At 66.7% G+C, this 17,076-nt stretch carries 13 protein-coding genes; 10 read left to right on the top strand and 3 right to left on the bottom strand.

What is annotated here, in order from left to right:
• Window positions 1-73: 73 nt before the first annotated feature.
• From ABLE92_RS20315 to ABLE92_RS20300, 4 genes are all read left to right on the top strand, one after another.
• Window positions 74-1,291: an acyl-CoA dehydrogenase family protein gene (locus ABLE92_RS20315; protein WP_348806604.1), complete on the top strand. Its 1,218-nt coding sequence runs from the start codon at window positions 74-76 to the stop codon at window positions 1,289-1,291.
• 27 nt (window positions 1,292-1,318) lie between these two features.
• Entirely contained in the window at window positions 1,319-2,452 is a 1,134-nt protein-coding gene (locus ABLE92_RS20310; RefSeq protein ID WP_348806603.1) for an acyl-CoA dehydrogenase family protein, read from the top strand.
• Window positions 2,449-3,984, top strand: coding sequence for an AMP-binding protein (locus ABLE92_RS20305; RefSeq protein WP_348806602.1), 1,536 nt, complete (start codon window positions 2,449-2,451; stop codon window positions 3,982-3,984). Before ABLE92_RS20310 ends, ABLE92_RS20305 begins: the two co-directional genes overlap by 4 nt.
• 380 nt (window positions 3,985-4,364) lie before the next feature.
• A complete protein-coding gene (locus tag ABLE92_RS20300; RefSeq protein WP_348806601.1) occupies window positions 4,365-5,945 on the top strand; it encodes an HNH endonuclease signature motif containing protein in 1,581 nt (526 codons plus the stop codon).
• A 248-nt stretch (window positions 5,946-6,193) separates the two neighbouring features.
• Here the strand turns inward: ABLE92_RS20300 and ABLE92_RS20295 are convergent, their stop codons facing one another.
• Together ABLE92_RS20295 and ABLE92_RS20290 are read right to left on the bottom strand one after the other, a co-directional pair.
• Window positions 6,194-7,333: an NAD(P)H-dependent flavin oxidoreductase gene (locus ABLE92_RS20295; protein ID WP_348806600.1), complete on the bottom strand. Its 1,140-nt coding sequence runs from the start codon at window positions 7,331-7,333 to the stop codon at window positions 6,194-6,196.
• Window positions 7,330-9,012: an acyl-CoA synthetase gene (locus ABLE92_RS20290; RefSeq protein ID WP_348806599.1), complete on the bottom strand. Its 1,683-nt coding sequence runs from the start codon at window positions 9,010-9,012 to the stop codon at window positions 7,330-7,332. Before ABLE92_RS20290 ends, ABLE92_RS20295 begins: the two co-directional genes overlap by 4 nt.
• Before the next feature lie 70 nt (window positions 9,013-9,082).
• Between ABLE92_RS20290 and ABLE92_RS20285 the strand changes: the two genes are divergently transcribed.
• The 3 genes from ABLE92_RS20285 (at window position 9,083) to ABLE92_RS20275 (ending at window position 12,472) form a co-directional block, all read left to right on the top strand.
• The gene (locus ABLE92_RS20285) at window positions 9,083-9,904 is read left to right on the top strand and encodes a crotonase/enoyl-CoA hydratase family protein (protein ID WP_348806598.1); all 822 of its coding nucleotides are present in this window, start codon (window positions 9,083-9,085) and stop codon (window positions 9,902-9,904) included.
• A gap of 23 nt (window positions 9,905-9,927) precedes the next feature.
• On the top strand, window positions 9,928-10,932 hold the full coding sequence (locus ABLE92_RS20280; RefSeq protein WP_348806644.1) for a TIGR03617 family F420-dependent LLM class oxidoreductase: 1,005 nt from the start codon (window positions 9,928-9,930) through the stop codon (window positions 10,930-10,932).
• 70 nt (window positions 10,933-11,002) lie between these two features.
• Window positions 11,003-12,472: a cytochrome P450 gene (locus tag ABLE92_RS20275; RefSeq protein ID WP_348806597.1), complete on the top strand. Its 1,470-nt coding sequence runs from the start codon at window positions 11,003-11,005 to the stop codon at window positions 12,470-12,472.
• Window positions 12,473-12,580: 108 nt separating this feature from the next.
• Here the strand turns inward: ABLE92_RS20275 and ABLE92_RS20270 are convergent, their stop codons facing one another.
• Window positions 12,581-13,618, bottom strand: coding sequence for an LLM class F420-dependent oxidoreductase (locus tag ABLE92_RS20270; RefSeq protein WP_348806596.1), 1,038 nt, complete (start codon window positions 13,616-13,618; stop codon window positions 12,581-12,583).
• Window positions 13,619-13,705: 87 nt separating this feature from the next.
• Between ABLE92_RS20270 and ABLE92_RS20265 the strand changes: the two genes are divergently transcribed.
• Genes ABLE92_RS20265 through ABLE92_RS20255 form a run of 3 tightly spaced genes read left to right on the top strand, consistent with a single transcriptional unit; the run spans window position 13,706 to window position 17,023 of the window.
• Window positions 13,706-14,746, top strand: coding sequence for a Zn-ribbon domain-containing OB-fold protein (locus tag ABLE92_RS20265; RefSeq protein ID WP_348806595.1), 1,041 nt, complete (start codon window positions 13,706-13,708; stop codon window positions 14,744-14,746).
• Between the two features lie 49 nt (window positions 14,747-14,795).
• Window positions 14,796-15,845: a thiolase family protein gene (locus ABLE92_RS20260; protein ID WP_348806594.1), complete on the top strand. Its 1,050-nt coding sequence runs from the start codon at window positions 14,796-14,798 to the stop codon at window positions 15,843-15,845.
• Window positions 15,845-17,023 carry a thiolase family protein gene (locus tag ABLE92_RS20255; protein ID WP_348806593.1) on the top strand — a complete coding sequence of 393 codons (1,179 nt, stop codon included), beginning with the start codon at window positions 15,845-15,847 and terminating at the stop codon, window positions 17,021-17,023. The genes ABLE92_RS20260 and ABLE92_RS20255 overlap by 1 nt, the downstream gene beginning before the upstream one ends.
• The last annotated feature ends 53 nt before the right edge of the window (window positions 17,024-17,076 follow it).

Below are 17,076 nucleotides of genomic sequence, written 5' to 3'. Positions count from 1 at the left end.
AGAACGTGTTTCAGATATTGGCGAGTGCCGTTGCATTCGCCGACTATCGGCGCCACCGATGAAGGAGCATTCCATGCGCATCGCCTACACCGACGCACAGGCAGACCTAAGACGCGAACTGCGCGCCTACTTCGCCGGCCTGATGACCGAGGAACGTCGGGCCGCGTTGTCCGGCGGTGACGGCGAACTCGGCGAGGGTGATGCCTACCGTGACGTCGTACGTCAGATGGGCACCGACGGCTGGCTGGCACTGGGATGGCCGGAGGAGTTCGGCGGCCAGAACCGCTCGATGATGGATCAGCTGATCTTCACCGACGAGGCCGCGATCGCGGGTGCGCCGGTGCCGTTCCTGACTATCAACTCGGTGGCGCCGACGATCATGCATTACGGCACCGATGAGCAGAAGTCGTTCTTCCTGCCGAAGATCGCCGCGGGCGACCTGCACTTCTCGATCGGTTACTCCGAACCCGGCGCGGGCACCGATCTGGCGGGGCTGCGCACCACCGCAGTCCGCGACGGTGACGACTACGTGGTCAACGGTCAGAAGATGTGGACCTCGCTGGTCGCCTATGCCGATTACATCTGGCTGGCGTGCCGCACCGATCCGGACGTGCTCACCGAGGAGGGTCGCGCCCGCGGACTCAAGCGGCATCACGGGATCTCGGTGCTCATCGTCCCCGCGGACGCGGAGGGTTTCAGTTGGACTCCGGTGCACACCATGTCCGGCGTCGACACGAGCGCCACCTACTATTCCGACGTGCGGGTGCCGGTCACCGCGCGGGTCGGCGACGAGGGACGCGGCTGGTCGCTGGTGACCAATCAGCTCAACAACGAACGCGTCGCCCTCTGTAGTGCCGCACCGATTCAGACCGCGTTGCGCGAGACCGTGGCATGGGCGCAGCAGACCAAGACCGGCGACGGCAGCCGGGTGATCGACACCGACTGGGTGCGGCAGAACCTCGCACGGGTGCACGCGAAGGTCGAGTTCCTGAAGTTGATCAACTGGAAGATCGCGTCCGCGGCCAGTTCCGGGGGCGCACCGAGCCCCGCGGATGCCTCGGCGACCAAGGTCTTCGGCACCGAATTCGCCACCGAGGCATACCGTTTGCTCATGGAGGTGATCGGTCCGGCCGCCACCATCCGCGCGGACAGTTCCCATGCCCGGCTACTCGGCCGGGTCGAGCGATTCCAGCGCACCTCGCTGATCCTCACGTTCGGCGGCGGCACCAATGAGGTGCAGCGCGACATCATCGCGATGGCCGCGCTCGGGCTACCGCATCAGCGACGCTGAGACAACCCCTACTTCGAGAGCAGGACAATGGATTTCACGCTGGATGAGGCCACCCTCGACATTGCGGGGTTGGCCCGTGACATCGCCTCCAAGGTCAGCACCGACGAGCGGGTCGCCGAGTTGGAGGCCGCGGGTCGTATGGACGACGTGCTGTGGCGGGAACTCGGCGCCGCCGGACTGTTGGCACTCGAATTGTCGGCCGACGCCGTCGATGTCGGCGACGGGTTGAGCATCGTCGAATCCGTCACGGTGGCAGAGCAATTGGGACGTGCACTGGCGCGTGTCCCGTTCGGGACGCATGCGGTGGCAGCGCTACCGGTACTCGCGAAGACCGGATCGTCGACGCTACGCGAGTCGCTGCTGGCCGCCGCCGCGACCGGCAAGAAGATCCTGACGGTGGCGTTCGAGGAGGAACTCGGTGCCGATGTCCGTGCGCCACAGGCCACGCTGTCACGGAACGACTCCCGGTGGGTGCTGTCGGGCACCAAGGTCAACGTGCCCTACGCCGCCGAGTCCGCGGCCATTCTGGTGAACGCGGTCTCCGACGACGGGGTGCGGGTGGTCGCCGTGGCGAGTACCGCTCCCGGGGTCGGCATCACCGACACCCCGGTGACCGGCAAGACCCCGACATTCATCGTCGACTTCGACTCGGTTGTGATCGACGACGATCATGTCCTCGCCGGTGGTGGCGACACCGTCGCCGAGGTGGCCGACCGCATGACCTTGGCGGTGTGTGCCGATCAATCCGGAACGGTCTCTCGTGCAATGGAATTGACCGCCTCGTACGCCGTCGAGAGAGAGCAGTTCGGTCGCGCCATCGGGTCCTTCCAGGCGGTGGCGCAGCGTCTGGCCGACGGATACATCGACGCGCAGGGCTTGTCATTGACCACCACCCAGGCGGCGTGGCTGTTCGCCCGCGCCGACGACCTCGACGACGGTGACGACGTCGGGATGGCCATCGCGACCGCCAAGTTCTGGGCGTGCGACGCCGGGCACCGCGTGGCCCATACCGCCGTCCACGTGCACGGCGGCGTCGGCCTCGACACCACGCATCCGGCGCACCGATACTTTCTGCGCGCCAAGCAGAACGAGTTCACGATGGGTTCGGCGCCGGTGGTCCTCGAGTCCATCGGCGCGGGGTTGGCATCGGCGCCGGCATGACCGGAGCAGGGCAGCTGACGGCGTCCACCGCGACGATCTCGTCGTTGCTCACCGCACTCGCCGACGTCGACGATCGCGGGATTCATCACGAGAACGGCTTCACACCGTTTTCCCGGTATGTGTCGGACGCGCGCCTGTGCGCGGGCCGGTTGCGTGAGCGTCTCGACTCTGAGCGGCCACCCCACGTCGGCGTATTACTCTCCAACACCATCGAATTCGCCGTTCTTGTCGCCGCCGCGGCGATCGACGGATTGGTGATGGTCGGACTCAACACCACTCGCCGGGGTGAGGCGCTGGCCGCCGACGCGGCGCGCGCCGACTGTCAGTTCGTTCTCGTCGACTCCGAGACAGCCGGTCTGGTCGATGGCGTGGACATGGGGATGGCGGTTCTCGACGTTGCCGAGGTGTTCGGCGGCGAGTCTCCTGCGGCCGACAGCGTGGGTATTCGGGAAGTCCTCCCGGACGAGTTGCTGATGCTGATCTTCACGTCCGGAACCACCGGCGAACCGAAGGCTGTGCGATGCACACAGCGCACCTTTGCCGCTGCGGGTGTGATGCTGGCCGAGCGCTTCTCGATCGGCGCCGACGACGTCGTCTACCTGTCGATGCCGATGTTCCACTCGAATGCGATGATCGCGGGGTGGTCGGTGGCGTTGGCCGGTGGGGCGTCGATCGCGCTGCGGCGCAGGTTCTCTGCACGCGGATTCGTCGAGGATGTGAAGCAGTACGGGGTCACCTACGCCAATTACGTCGGCAAGCCGCTGCACTACATCCTGGCGACCGAGGAACAGGACGACGACGCGTCGACCCGGTTGCGGATCGTCTATGGGAACGAGGCCTCGGCAGCCGACCGGGACCGTTTCGCGCGGCGCTTCGGTTGCCGCGTCGTGGACGGATTCGGGTCGACGGAGGGCGGTGTGGCGATCACCCGCACTCCGGATACACCGCCGGACGCGCTGGGACCGTTGACTTCTCCGACGCAGATCGTCGACCCGGACACCGGTGAACCTGTCGCGGCCGGCCAGGTCGGCGAGTTGGTGAACAGTTCCGGCCCAGGACTGTTCAGTGGCTACTACAACGACCCGGAGGCCACGGCCGAGCGGATGCGTGGCGGCATCTATCACACGGGCGACCTCGGCTGGGTCGACGACGCGGGTTTCATCCACTTCGCGGGCCGCTTGGGTGACTGGATGCGCGTGGATGGCGAGAACCTCGGCACCGGCCCGATCGAACGAATCCTGCTGCGAAACCCACTGATCCGCCAGGCCGCGGTCTTCGGAGTACCGGTCGAGATCGGCGACGAGATCGAGGCCGTCCTGGTCTGCTCGGACCACCTCACCGCCACCGACTTCGTCGACTTCCTCTCCGCCCAGCGGGATCTGGGACCGAAGCAATGGCCGCACCGGGTTCGGATCGTCGAATCACTCCCCGAGACCGCGACCTTCAAGACCGTGAAACGCCATCTACGGCAGACCAGCACACCACCCACCTGGATCCGCACGAACGGCCACTACATCCCACCGATCGAGTAGCGCAACCTTCCCACCCCGCGGATCGAGTGCACCCAACCCCCGCCGGTCGAGTGCCCCGCGTATCCGCCGGGCCAGCTTGTCGAGGTCGAGACCACCCGACCCCCGCCGGTCGAGTGCATCCGCAACCCCGCTGGTCGAGCCACCCTTCCGGTGGCCGACCCGCCCCTTCCGTTGGTCGAGCCGGTCCGGAGCGATAGCGGAGGACCGAGTCGAGACCTCCGCAACCCGACGACGAAACCGGGTCACCGCCAACCGAACACAGCTCTGCCGACATTGACAGCGCTCACCCCCAACCGATTCCGCGCCAACATAGTTGTCGTACCCCCTCGCTACACTTGACTCAGTTCAGTTGATCCGACCGATCAGAGGAGGTGAACATTATGGCCACCAACACCATTGGCAGCAGCAAGGCACCGGAACTGTCGATGACCGCCGCCGACGCGGCCATGATCGATCACCTCCCTGTCGAGGCGGCCACCGCACTCGCCCGCTCGCTGCAACGCCAGGAACGGCAAGTGATCGCTCGGAAAGTGCTGTCGGCGGCGCGGATCGGACACGCCGTATACGACGAGATGCTGCTCTCAGGCCATCAGACCAATGTGCACACCACCGGCGCCGTCGACAAGGCCGCCACCGGCAAGGTATCCACCACCCTGGGTGTGTCGGTGCCGCAAGCGACGGCGTGGATGACGTTGAGCTTCCTGCTGTCGACACTCCCGACGGTGACCGCCGCATTCCTCGACGGTGACCACTCCCTGGAACGTATCCGCATCATCGCCAACGAGATCGCCGTCCTGTCCGACGACGATGCCCGCGCGTTCGCCGAAACCCGTGCACTGCAACTCGCCGAACGTAACCAGGCCGATAAGACCCTGCGGGATCAGGTCGTCGAAATGGTGATCGCCCTGGATCCCGACGGCGCCGCCGACCGTCGCGAGGAAGCCGCCGCACGCGATCAGAACGTTCGCGTGCGCCGAGACACCAACGGGCACTGCAGCATCTCCGTCTACGCACCAGGTGAGATGGGTGCCCATCTGGCGGCGCGGATCGCGAAGATGATCAGCGAACGGATCTGCCCGCGTGATCCGCGTCGTCAGGGTCAGGTGCAGGTCGCGGCATTCGCCGAAATCCAAGGACTGCCCGGGGCACACCTGTCGTGTGAATGCGGTCGGGGCGACTGCTCGCGGGCGATCCCCTTGCCGGAAGAGCCCAGTGGTCTGACCGACCTCGACATCGATGTCGACGACGACGCGCCTGATCTGTCTGGCGATGTCGATGCGGACGCCGACGTGACCGCCGATGCCGAGACAATCACCGGCGACGACACTGACTGTGCAGCAACGGATACCGAAGAGTCGCAACCCGACACCGACACCGACACCGATTCGCAGTTGTCGCTGTCGTTGATCACCGACCCGTCCGGGCAACGGGAAGCCCGGCTGGAGTACTTCGGCGTGATTGACAACTCCCACGCCCGATCGCTGATCACTTCGGGACAGCTGGTCACCGTCAGCGAGTTTCCCACCCTCGACATCCCCACCATCAACACCGCCACCTCACTGGACCGGATACCCGCGGCGTGGCGTCGCCTCGACGATCCGTTCCCCGCGCCACCGATCGACCCCACCGGACACGGCGGACATCTGCTCCCGCCATCAGGTGCGTTGACGTATCGGATACCAGAGTGGTGGCGGGAGAAGATCATCGAGTTGGATGGCACCTGCCGGTACCCGCATTGCGGCCGACCGGCCAGTGAATGCCAGATCGATCACCTGGTGAAATTCGTGCACCAGGATCCGATCACCGGTGGCTGGACCGTGGAATTCAACCTGATGCCGTTGTGCACCCCGGACCATCAGCGAAAACACATGGGATTGTTGATCCCCACCATGCTGTCGGACCGGGCTGTCATCTGGCGAGACCCGGCCACCGGGGAGACCATCACCACCTATCCGCGGTAAGACGCTGGCTTTGGCCTGCCGTCGGGTGGTGTTGCGCTGTGATCGGTTTCCAGCCCCGTGTTGGGTGGTCTCGAGGCTCGTCGCCCAGGGGCTCCTCGCACCTCGACCGGCGGGAGTGAGATTGTGCTGCAATATGTTTCCGGCGTCAGGTTGCGTGGTCTCGACGTCGACAGAGCTCGGCCCGGTGACACACCACGGGCTCGCAGGATCGCACGAGGCGGCTCGGCATACCGGGCGCGGCTACTCTCCTACCCCTCCAACGTCTTCGTCATCCGGCCGACGGCCTCTTCGTACTCGCTGACCATGTCGGCGATGAGTTCGGCGACCGGTGTGATGGCGTTGAGCCGGCCGACGATCTGTCCCGCCGGCATCGCGACGACGCCGGGGTCGTCCGACGCCGAAATCCGCGCGTGCGCTTCGGAAACCAGGATGTTCTGCAGCGGCATGGGCAGCGGGTCGGGAGCGTTGTCGGCATCCCACGCGTCGGTCCAACGGGTCTTGAGCAGCCGGGCGGGTTTGCCGGAGTAGATCCGTCGCCGCACCGTGTCACGCGAGGTCGCATCCAGCAGCGCCTGCTGCACCGTCGACGGACCCTCCTGCCCCTCGGCCATACCGAGTTTGTACTCGGCGGCGGTCAGCCAGTAGGTGCCCATCCAGACACCTTGTGCACCAAGGGCGATGGCCGCAGCGATCTGTCGGCCACTTCCCACTCCACCGGCGGCGAGGACCGGGGCGCGGTCGCCGACGGCGTCGACGAGTTCGGGCCACAGGATCATCGACGTGACCTCGCCGGTATGCCCACCACCCTCGTAACCCTGGGCGATGACGATGTCGACACCCGCGTCGACATGATGCAGCGCATGGTCTTTCGCACCCGCGAGGGCCGCCACCAGCACACCATGGTCATGGGACGTCTGGATCACATCGGCCGGCGGCGAGCCGAGCGCATTCGCGATGAGCTTGATCTGCCCGTACTTGTCGGCATGGGTCATCGCCACATCGACATGCGAGCGGGCCACCGAGTGCAGCCACCCGAGGACACCGGCATTGACGCGATCACCGTCGGGCAGCGGCGGGACGCCGAGATCGTCGAGGGTGCGCTCGACGAAGGCGCGGTGTTCCGGCGGGATCATCGCGTCGAGATCCACATGGCTTCCCTCGGTGGGGATCTTGGCCGGCATCACCACGTCGACGCCAAACGGTTTGCCGTCGGTGTTCTCGTGCATCCACTCGAGGACCTCGTCGAGTTCGTCGGGATCGTTGAACCGCACGCAGCCCAGCACGCCGAGGCCACCGGCCCGGCTGATCGCCGCCGCCACATGCTGACTGGGCGTGAAGCCGAAGATCGGATAGTCGATGCCGAAGCGTGTCGCCAGATCGGTTTTCATTTCGTGGTCTCCGTAACCGCCGCGCGGGCATCCTCGATGGTGGTGTCGGCAGGTCGGCCCTCGGCAACCGAGACCGCCCACCGGTAGTCGGGTTTACCCGCCGGTGACCGTTTGATCGCATCCACGAACCAGACACTGCGCGGGGATTTGTAGCCGGCCAACTCTTTTCGGACGACGTCGGAGAGCTCGGTCACCGACGGTCGGGCATCGTCGCGTGTCGCGATCACCGCCCCGACCCGCTGACCGAAGCGGGGGTCGGCCACGCCGACGACGACGGTGTCGAAGACGTCGGGATGCGCCTTCAGCGCCGCTTCCACTTCCTCGGGGAACACCTTCTCCCCGCCGGTGTTGATCGACACCGACCCGCGCCCGAGCATCGTGATGCTGCCGTCGGTCTCGACCTGCGCGAAGTCGCCGGGGATCGAGTAGCGAACCCCATGGAACTCCTTGAAGGTCTTCGCCGACTTCTCCGGATCGTTGTGATAGCGCAGCGGGATGTGACCGGTGCGCGCCAGCACACCGACCTCGCCGCTGCCCGGTTCCACGCGGGTGCCGTCCTCGCGCAAGACGTGAGTCTGCTTGTCGGCGTTGACCCGTGGCGCCCCGACGTGCGATTGCCCCTTGGCGACGACGCCCAGCCCACCGAATCCGGTCTCCGACGATCCGATGGCGTCGATGATGACGGCGTTCGGGAACTTGGCGAGGAACTGTTCCTTGACGCTCGGCGAGAACAGGCACGCCGAACTGGCCACCGACACCACCGTCGAGGTGTCGTGGTCACGCTGTTCGAGCGCCTCGATCATGGGGCGCCCCATGGCATCTCCGGTGATGAAGATGACGTTCACACCATGCCGGCCGACTGCCTCCCACACCGAGTGCGCATCGAAGTCCGGGTACACCACGGCCTTTCCGCCGCCGAACAGCGCCTGGAAGACCGCCCACTGCGAACCGCCGTGGATGAACGGCGGGATCGGGAACCGCACCAACTGCCCGCCGGCGGCGCCGGTCTTGGCGTGTTCCCATTCGTCGGCGACCGGCTCACCGGTGTACCACTCGATGCCGCCGCCGAGTACCCGCCAGACGTCCTCCTGCCGCCACACCACGCCCTTCGGCTTCCCGGTGGTGCCGCCGGTGTAGAGCATGTACAGATCGTCGTTGGAGCGGTCCCCGAAGTCGCGCGCGGTCGACGATTCGGCGATCGCGTCCTCGTAGGCGATCGCCGGCGCCACCGCGTCGGCGCAAGCGACGTCGACGTCGCTGCCATCCTCGATCACGATCCGATGTTCGACCGCCAGGTCCGCTCCCCCATAGTCGGCCCGATTCGATAACACGTTGCAGACGCGTGGCGAGTACTGCCGCTCATGGATGAGCACCTTCATCCCGGAGTCACTGAAGATGTGATCGAGTTCGGCCTCGACGTAGCGGTAGTTGACGTTGACCATCACCGCCCGGGCCTTGAAGATCGCGACCATCGCCTCGACGGATTCGATGGTGTTTCTGCTGTACAGCCCCACGGCGTCGCCCGGCGCGACGCCGAGTTCCTGGAGCTTGTGGGCCAGCGCGTTACTGCGCGCCTCGAGTTCGGCATAGGTACGGGCGCGCTCGCCGGATTCGAGTGCGGTGCGGTCGGGCATGAGGTCGACCGCATGCTCGATGAGGTCGCCGATGGTGAAAGCCATGAGACAAAATTAGAACGTGTTACTGTTTCCGGCAAGAGATTCTTCCACTTCGATCGATCTGGGGGTCGAGATGACCGCTTTGTCGCAGCCCGAGTCCGCCACCGACCACATCCCCCACTGCCTCGTCGAGCAGCGGGGACATGTCCTCATCGTCACGATGAACCGGCCCGAGGCCCGCAACGCCCTCTCGTCGGAGATGATGGCGATCATGACCGAGGCCTGGGATCGGGTCGATTCCGATCCCGAGATCCGGGTGGCGATCCTGACCGGCGCGGGTGGCGCCTTCTGCGCGGGGATGGACCTCAAGGCCATGTCCAAGAACGCTCCCGGCGACACCGTCAAGTCCGGGTCGTGGGACCCCGCGTCGCTGCCCGCCCTCCTCAAGGGACGACGGCTGACCAAACCGCTGATCGCCGCGGTCGAGGGACCCGCCATCGCCGGTGGCACCGAGATCCTGCAGGGCACCGACATCCGGGTCGCCGGCGAGAGTGCGAAATTCGGTGTGTCCGAGGCCCGTTGGGGACTCTTCCCGCTCGGCGGCAGCGCGGTTCGGCTGGTCCGGCAGATCCCCTACACCGTCGCCTGCGACATCCTCCTCACCGGGCGCCACATCAGCGCCGCCGAGGCCAAGGAGTACGGACTGATCGGCCACGTCGTCCCCGACGGCACCGCGCTCGACAAAGCCCTCGAACTCGCCGAGGCGGTCGCCGCCAACGGTCCGCTCGCCGTGCAGGCCATTCTGCGCACCATCCGCGAAACCGAGGGAATGCACGAACTCGATGCCTTCCAGGTCGAGGCACCGATCGGGATCTCGGTGTTCCAGAGCAAGGACGCCAAGGTCGGGCCCAAATCCTTTGCCACCAAACAGAAACCGGTGTTCACCGGCGAATAGGACGCATCGTGGGCGACTGCGCCATCCGCGTCTGGACCGCGCTCTTCTCACCGATCGGTGCCGTCGCGCAGACCACCGCACTGCGCGACGCGGGCGTGAGCGGCGTGTTCACCTTCGAGGGTCCGCACGACGTCTTCACCCCCTTGGTACTCGCCTCCCAGGTCGACGATGTCGATCTGATGACGAATGTCGCGATCGCATTCCCCCGCAACCCCATTCACGTCGCGCACCAGGCCAACGATCTGCAACTGCTGAGCGACGGACGATTCCGGCTGGGTCTCGGCACCCAGATCCGGCCACAGATCGAGAAACGGTTCGGCGCCGACTTCGACCGTCCGGTCGGGCGAATGGTCGAGTTCGTCGCCGCACTCCACGCGATCTTCGACAGCTGGGAGACCGGCGCGCGCCTCGACTTCGACGGCGACTTCTATCGTCACCGCCTGATGACGCCCACCTTCAGCCCGCCGCCCAATCCGCACTGCAGGCCCCCGATCATGGTCGGTGCCCTCGGCCCGCAACTGACCCGCGCGGTCGCCAGGCATTGCGATGGCCTGCTGATCATGCCGTTCACCAGCGACCGGTTCGTCCGCGAATCGATCCTCCCCAGGGTCGCCGCCGGTCTCGCCGACGCCGGCCGCACCGCCGCCGAGTTCACGATCATGCCCGAGATCATCGTCGCGACCGGCCGAGACGAGAACGAGTACGACACCGCCGTCACCGCCGCCCGCCGCCTCCTGTCGTTCTACGGCTCCACCCCCGCCTACCGTCCGGTCCTCGACCTGCACGGCTACGGCGACCTGCAACCGGAACTCAATCGGCTCTCCAAGATCGGCCGATGGGACGAGATGCCCGGACTGATCGACGACGGTCTCCTCGATACGATCGTCGCCCGCGGAACACCCGTGCAGGTCGCCGAGCGGGTTCATGCCCGCATCGCCGGCATCGCCGACGAGGTGGCCCTCTACCAGCCCTTCCCCCTCGCCACCGGCACGCTCGGCGAGGTGCTCGACGCGCTGTCCGTCCGGTGACGTTGCCGCCGGTGAGATCGACCCCGGTGAGAGATTGACACTGCCATTGGGCGACGGCAGGGTCTAGGACATGCTCCGACGTCCCGTGAACAACGACTGGTCCGGCCAGCGGTTCCCGCACCCCACCAAGCGGCGGCCGATCATCGGCGAACTCGGCGCGTCCGATCCGCGCAATCCGATCCTCAGCGTTCTGCAGTGGGGCGCGAGACTCGGCCCGATCTTCGAACTGCAGGTCTTCCGCCAGAAGTTCGTGTTCGTCGCGTCGGCGGAACTGACCGCGGAGCTATGCGACGAAACCCGTTTCTGCAAGGCCTTGCCGCCGGCCATCACCGCCCTGCGCCAGTACGCCGGCGACGGCCTGTTCACCGCCTTCAACGACGAGCCCAATTGGCAACTCGCCCACGAGTTGCTGATGCCGGCCTTCACCAAGGCGGCGATGCGGTCGTATCACTCCACGATGACGGCCACGGCGTGCGAACTGTTCGACTACTGGGATCGTCGCGCCGTCGGCGCCGCGGATGCCGGCGCCACCACCGACTCGGGGGCCACCACCGATTCCGACGTCACCCAGGACATGACGAAGCTGACGATGGAGACGCTGACGCGCACCGCGTTCAGTCGGGACTTCGGGTCGTTCACCTCGCCGGAGCAGCATCCGTTTGTGGCGGCGATGATTCGCGCACTCGAAACCGGGCGCCGCAAGGGCGGACTCGGCACCGCGCCCGGCGGCCGGTTCCTGACCCGCTATCTCGACCACCGCAACGCCGAGCACCAGGCCTACATCGACTCCCTGCTCGACAAGGTGATCGCCGAGCGCGCCGACGACCACCGCCAGGACGACCTGCTCGGCATCATGCTCAACGTGGCCCATCCCGAGACCGGCGAGAAACTGTCGATGCTCAACATCCGGTATCAGATCCTCACCTTCCTCGTCGCCGGGCACGAAACCACCTCCGGTGCACTGTCATTCACCCTGTACTACCTCTCGCAGAACCCGGAGTGCCTGGCGCGGGCCCGCGCGGAGGCCGACGACATCCTCGGCGACGATCCGACCGCGATGCCGACCTTCGAGCAGGTCCCCAAATTCCGCTACATCCGACGGTGCCTCGACGAGGCGTTGCGGATCTGGCCGACGGTGCCCGCCTTCGCCCGCAGCCCCCGCGCCGACACCGAGATCGCCGGCCGGTACCGGATGCGACCGCAGGACTGGGCCGTCATCATGCTCGGTCTGGTACACCGCGACCCCGAGGTGTGGGACCGCCCGGATGTCTACGATCCGGACCGCTTCCTCGCCGAGAACGTGAAGAAGCGCCCCGCCCACAGCTACAAGCCGTTCGGAGCGGGACTGCGGGCGTGCATCGGTCGCCAGTTCGCGCTGCACGAGGCGGTCCTGGTTCTGGCCGGGCTCCTGCATCGTTACGAGCTGGCCGCCGACCCGAGCTACCAGCTGGCCGTCGACGAGCGACTCACCATGGTGCCCAAGGACTTCCACCTGTCGCTGACGAAGCGGACGATCCCGGCGACGGCAGGCATCGGCTGAGGCGTCCCATCCCGTCGAGTGGGCGCCGTATCCCGTCGAGTGGGCGCCGTATCCCGTCGAGTGGGCGCCCTATCCCGTCGAGTGGGCGTCCCATCCCGTCGAGTGGGCCTACACCAACCCCGCCACCTGCTCGATGGTCGCCACATCGCGGGCGGTCACCATCAGCATGCCGACGCCCGCGGCCTCCCACTGCTTGATCTGGTCGCGCACCTCGTCGGCGGTCCCGGCGATCAACGTTTCGCGCACCATCTCGTCGGGTACGGCGGCGATCGCCTCGGCCTTGCGCCCCGCCAGGAACAGCCTCCCGATCTCGTCGACGACGTCGCCGTAACCCATCCGCCGATACAGTTCGGCGTGAAAGTTCTTCTCCTTGGCGCCCATTCCGCCGACGTAGAGCGCTGTCGACGGCCGGTACCGATCGATGACCGACGCGACGTCGTCGGTGATGGCCATCTGCACCGTCGCCGCCACCTCGAAGTCCTCACGGGTGCGACGTGCACCGGGCCGGGCGAATCCGTCGGCAAGCCATTCCTCGTACTGATCGGCCAGTGACAGGCTGTAGAAGATCGCCAGCCACCCGTCGGCGATCTCCGCGGTCTGCGCCACGTTCTTCGGCCCCTCCGCGCCGAGCCAGATGGGGATGTCGGCGCGCAGTGGATGGGTGATCGGCTTGAGCGCCTTCCCCAGACCGGTCGCGCCGGGCGCATCGGCGGGATACGGCAACGGGTAGTGCGGACCGCCGCTGGTCACCGGCGCCTCCCGTCCGAGCACCGACCGCACGATCTCCACGTATTCCCTGGTGCGCGCCAACGGCTTTGCGAACGGCTGCCCGTACCAGCCCTCGACCACCTGCGGCCCGGACACCCCCAGTCCGATGATGTGGCGCCCTCCCGAGAGGTGATCCAGCGTCAGCGCCGCCATCGCCAAGGAGGTCGGCGGCCGGGCGGAGAGTTGGGCGACCGCGGTACCGAGCCGAACCCGTGACGTCGACGCACCCCACCACGCCAGTGGCGTGTAGGCATCCGATCCCCAGGACTCGGCGGTGAACACGGAGTCGAACCCGTTCTCCTCGGCCGCTGCGATGAGCGCGGGCGCGTGCGTGATCGGTTCCGCTCCCCAATAGCCCAGTTGTAACGACAGTTTCACGATGGTCGCCGTCCTCTCGTGGCACCGATCAGAAGCGCGATGACATGCGCCTTGTGCCCAATACTAGAACGTGTTCTACTCGATTGTGTGAGCAGCATCGCAACTGACACCCACGACGGCCCATCGAGTCCCGTCGCCACGGTTCCCGAACCGGAGACGACCATCCTCACCGCGCCGTTGACCAACACCTTCGGCTACACCCGGTCGCTCGGGCCGGTCCTGTCACAGTTCGCGCTCGGGTTGCGCGACGGCCGGATCGTCGGCTCGAAGAACTCCGACGGCACCGTGTCGGTCCCGCCGGTGGAATTCGACCCCTCCACCGGCAAGGCCACCACCGACCTCGTCGACGTCGCCGCCGTCGGCACCGTGACGACGTGGACGTGGAATCCGGTGCCCGCCGAACCGCAACCGTTCGACACCCCCTTCGCGTGGGCGCTGATCCGGCTCGACGGCGCCGACACCGCGCTGCTGCACGCCCTGCGCGTCGACTCCCCCGACGACCTGAGCACCGGCATGCGCGTGCACGCGGTGTGGCGTGCCGCGCGCACCGGCCGCATCGACGACATCAGCCACTTCGCACCGGGTGACACCCCGGCCGTCGCGGCGCCCAACACCTCCGACGACGACCTCCCCCACAACGGCAACGTGGTGATCACGACACCCATCACCACCGCCATCACGCATTCGGCCACCGAGGAGGAGACCTGGTATCTCCAGGGCCTGAAGGCGGGCAAGCTCTACGGCACCCGCATCGGCTCCGGGGTCGACGCCGGCCGTGTGTACTTCCCGCCGCGCAAGGTCAGCCCGTCCGACGGCGCACCGTCTGTCGAGCGAGTTGAGTTGTCCGACAAGGGCATCGTCACCACCTTCTGCATCGTCAACGTCCCGTTCCAGGGACAGCGGATCAAGCCGCCCTACGTCGCCGCCTATGTCCTGCTCGACGGCACCGACATCCCGTTCCTGCACCTGATCCTCGATTGCCCGGCCGACGAGGTCCGGATGGGTATGCGTGTCGAGGCGGTCTGGGTGCCCGAGGGCGAACGCGAACTGTCACTGGGCAGCATCAGTCACTTCCGGCCCACCGGGGAGCCCGACGCCGAGTACGAGTCGTATCGGGCATTCCTGTGACCCCGCACCACCTTTCGGACACGCACACCTCTCGATCTAGGAGCACCCTGTGACCCTCCCCCGGATAGCGATCGTCGGGTTCGCGCACAGCCCGAACGTCGTCGGGACGCACGGCACCACCAACGGCGTGGAGATGTTGATCCCGTGCTTCGCCAAGCTCTACGCCGAACTCGGCATCACCCGCACCGACATCGAGTTCTGGTGCAGTGGATCGTCGGATTACCTTGCCGGGCGCGCTTTCTCGTTCATCTCGGCGATCGACTCCATCGGTGCCATGCCGCCGATCAACGAGTCGCATGTGGAGATGGACGGCGCCTGGGCGCTGTATGAGGCGTGGGTCAAGATCGCCACCGGCGAGGTCGATCTGGCGCTGGCCTACGGCTTCGGCAAGGCCACCGCCGGCAACGCCGACCTCACCCTGGCCCTGCAGACCGACCCGTATACCGTTGCGCCGCTGTGGCCCGAGGCCCGATCGCTGGCCGCGCTGCAGGCCCGCGCCGGCATCGACGCCGGGACCTGGACCGAGGCCGACATGGCCGCCGTCGCCGCCCGCACCTCCGGCGCCTCCGTCGGCGAACTCCTCGCCGCCGAGTACGTCGCGAATCCGCTTCGCGCCCATGACATCGCGCCCTACACCGACGCCGCCGCCGCGGTGATCATCGCCTCCGAACGGCGGGCCCGGGAACTCGTCGCCAACCCGGCGTTCATCACCGGCTGGGATCACCGGATCGACACCCCCAACTTCGGCGCACGAGATCTCACCGTGTCACCGTCGACGACGCTCGCCGGTGACACCGCCTTCGGAAACCGCAGTCGCGCCGTCGACATCGCCGAGATCGGCGCGCCGTACACCCATCAGGAACTGATCGTGCGCAACGCGCTCGGTCTGCCCGATTCGGTCCGCATCAATCCGTCGGGCGGCACCCTGGCCGGCAACTCACTGTTCTCCGCCGGCCTGCAGCGTATCGGCTATGCCGCGCACGAGATCATCGGCGGCAACGTCGGAACGGCGGTTGCCCACGCGACGAGCGGTCCACTGCTGCAGCAGAACATGGTGGTCACCCTGGCATCCGACGCGAACTCAGGAGAATCGAACTGATGGCACACAACAATCGCGCGGCCGTCCTCGGGACGGGGCAGACCCGCTACGTCGCCAAACGTCACGATGTGACGATGGCCGGCATGTGCCGCGAGGCCATCGACGCCGCCCTCGCCGACGCCCAGGTGAGCATCGACGACATCGACGCCATCGTCATCGGCAAGGCCCCCGACCTCTTCGAGGGTTCGATGATGCCCGAACTCGCCATGGCCGAGGCCATCGGCGCCGTCGGCAAGCGGATGATCCGGGTGCACACCGCCGGCTCGGTCGGCGGTTCGACGGCCAATGTCGCCGCGTCACTGGTGTTCGCCGGGGTGCATCAGCGGGTGCTCGCCGTCGCCTGGGAGAAGCAGTCGGAATCGAATGCCATGTGGGCGTTGTCGATTCCGGTGCCCTTCACCAAGCCGGTGGGCGCAGGCGCCGGCGGATTCTTCGCCCCGCACGTGCGTGCCTACATCCGGCAGTCGGGAGCACCCGAACACATCGGTGCGATGGTGGCCGCCAAGGATCGCCGCAACGGTGCACTGAATCCGCTGGCGCATCTGCATCAGCCCGACATCACCGCCGAGAGCGTGATGGAATCGCAGATGCTGTGGGATCCGATCCGCTACGACGAGACCTGCCCATCGTCGGACGGTGCCTGTGCGGTGGTGATCGGCGCCGAGGACGTCGCAGATTCCGCTGTTGCCCAGGGTAATCCGGTCGCCTGGATTCACGCGACCGCGATGCGCACCGAGCCGTTGAGCTTCGCACACCGCAATGTGGTGAGTCCGCAGGCCGGTCGGGACGCCGCGGCGGCACTGTGGAAGGCCGGCGGCATCGACAACCCGATCGAGGAGATCGACGTCGCCGAGATCTACGTCCCCTTCTCCTGGTTCGAGCCGATGTGGTTGGAGAACCTGGGATTTGCCCCCGAGAACGAGGGCTGGAAACTCACCGAGGCACATGAGACGGAGATCGGCGGGCGCATCCCGCTCAACGCGTCCGGCGGCGTGCTGTCGTCGAATCCGATCGGTGCCTCCGGCATGATCCGCTTCGCCGAAGCCGCCATCCAGGTGATGGGCAAGGCCGGGGCCCATCAGGTCCCCGACGCCCGCAAGGCCCTCGGCCACGCGTATGGCGGTGGATCGCAGTACTTTTCGATGTGGCTGGTGGGCGCGGAGAAGCCGGTGCACTAGTCCCCTCGGCTCGGTTGATCGTCGTCGACGAGAAGTGGGGGAAGAACGTTCTT

The organism is Gordonia oleivorans (genome assembly GCF_040044975.1).
Taxonomy (GTDB): domain Bacteria; phylum Actinomycetota; class Actinomycetes; order Mycobacteriales; family Mycobacteriaceae; genus Gordonia; species Gordonia oleivorans.
Note: the sequence above shows the minus strand (reverse complement) of the source record. Positions and strands in the feature narration are given on the sequence as shown.

Coding starts and splice junctions, on each gene's coding strand:
- ABLE92_RS20315 (WP_348806604.1), top strand. CDS start 74: ATGCGCATCGCCTACACCGACGCACAGGCAGACCTAAGACGCGAACTG.
- ABLE92_RS20310 (WP_348806603.1), top strand. CDS start 1,319: ATGGATTTCACGCTGGATGAGGCCACCCTCGACATTGCGGGGTTGGCC.
- ABLE92_RS20305 (WP_348806602.1), top strand. CDS start 2,449: ATGACCGGAGCAGGGCAGCTGACGGCGTCCACCGCGACGATCTCGTCG.
- ABLE92_RS20300 (WP_348806601.1), top strand. CDS start 4,365: ATGGCCACCAACACCATTGGCAGCAGCAAGGCACCGGAACTGTCGATG.
- ABLE92_RS20295 (WP_348806600.1), bottom strand. CDS start 7,333: ATGAAAACCGATCTGGCGACACGCTTCGGCATCGACTATCCGATCTTC.
- ABLE92_RS20290 (WP_348806599.1), bottom strand. CDS start 9,012: ATGGCTTTCACCATCGGCGACCTCATCGAGCATGCGGTCGACCTCATG.
- ABLE92_RS20285 (WP_348806598.1), top strand. CDS start 9,083: ATGACCGCTTTGTCGCAGCCCGAGTCCGCCACCGACCACATCCCCCAC.
- ABLE92_RS20275 (WP_348806597.1), top strand. CDS start 11,003: ATGCTCCGACGTCCCGTGAACAACGACTGGTCCGGCCAGCGGTTCCCG.
- ABLE92_RS20255 (WP_348806593.1), top strand. CDS start 15,845: ATGGCACACAACAATCGCGCGGCCGTCCTCGGGACGGGGCAGACCCGC.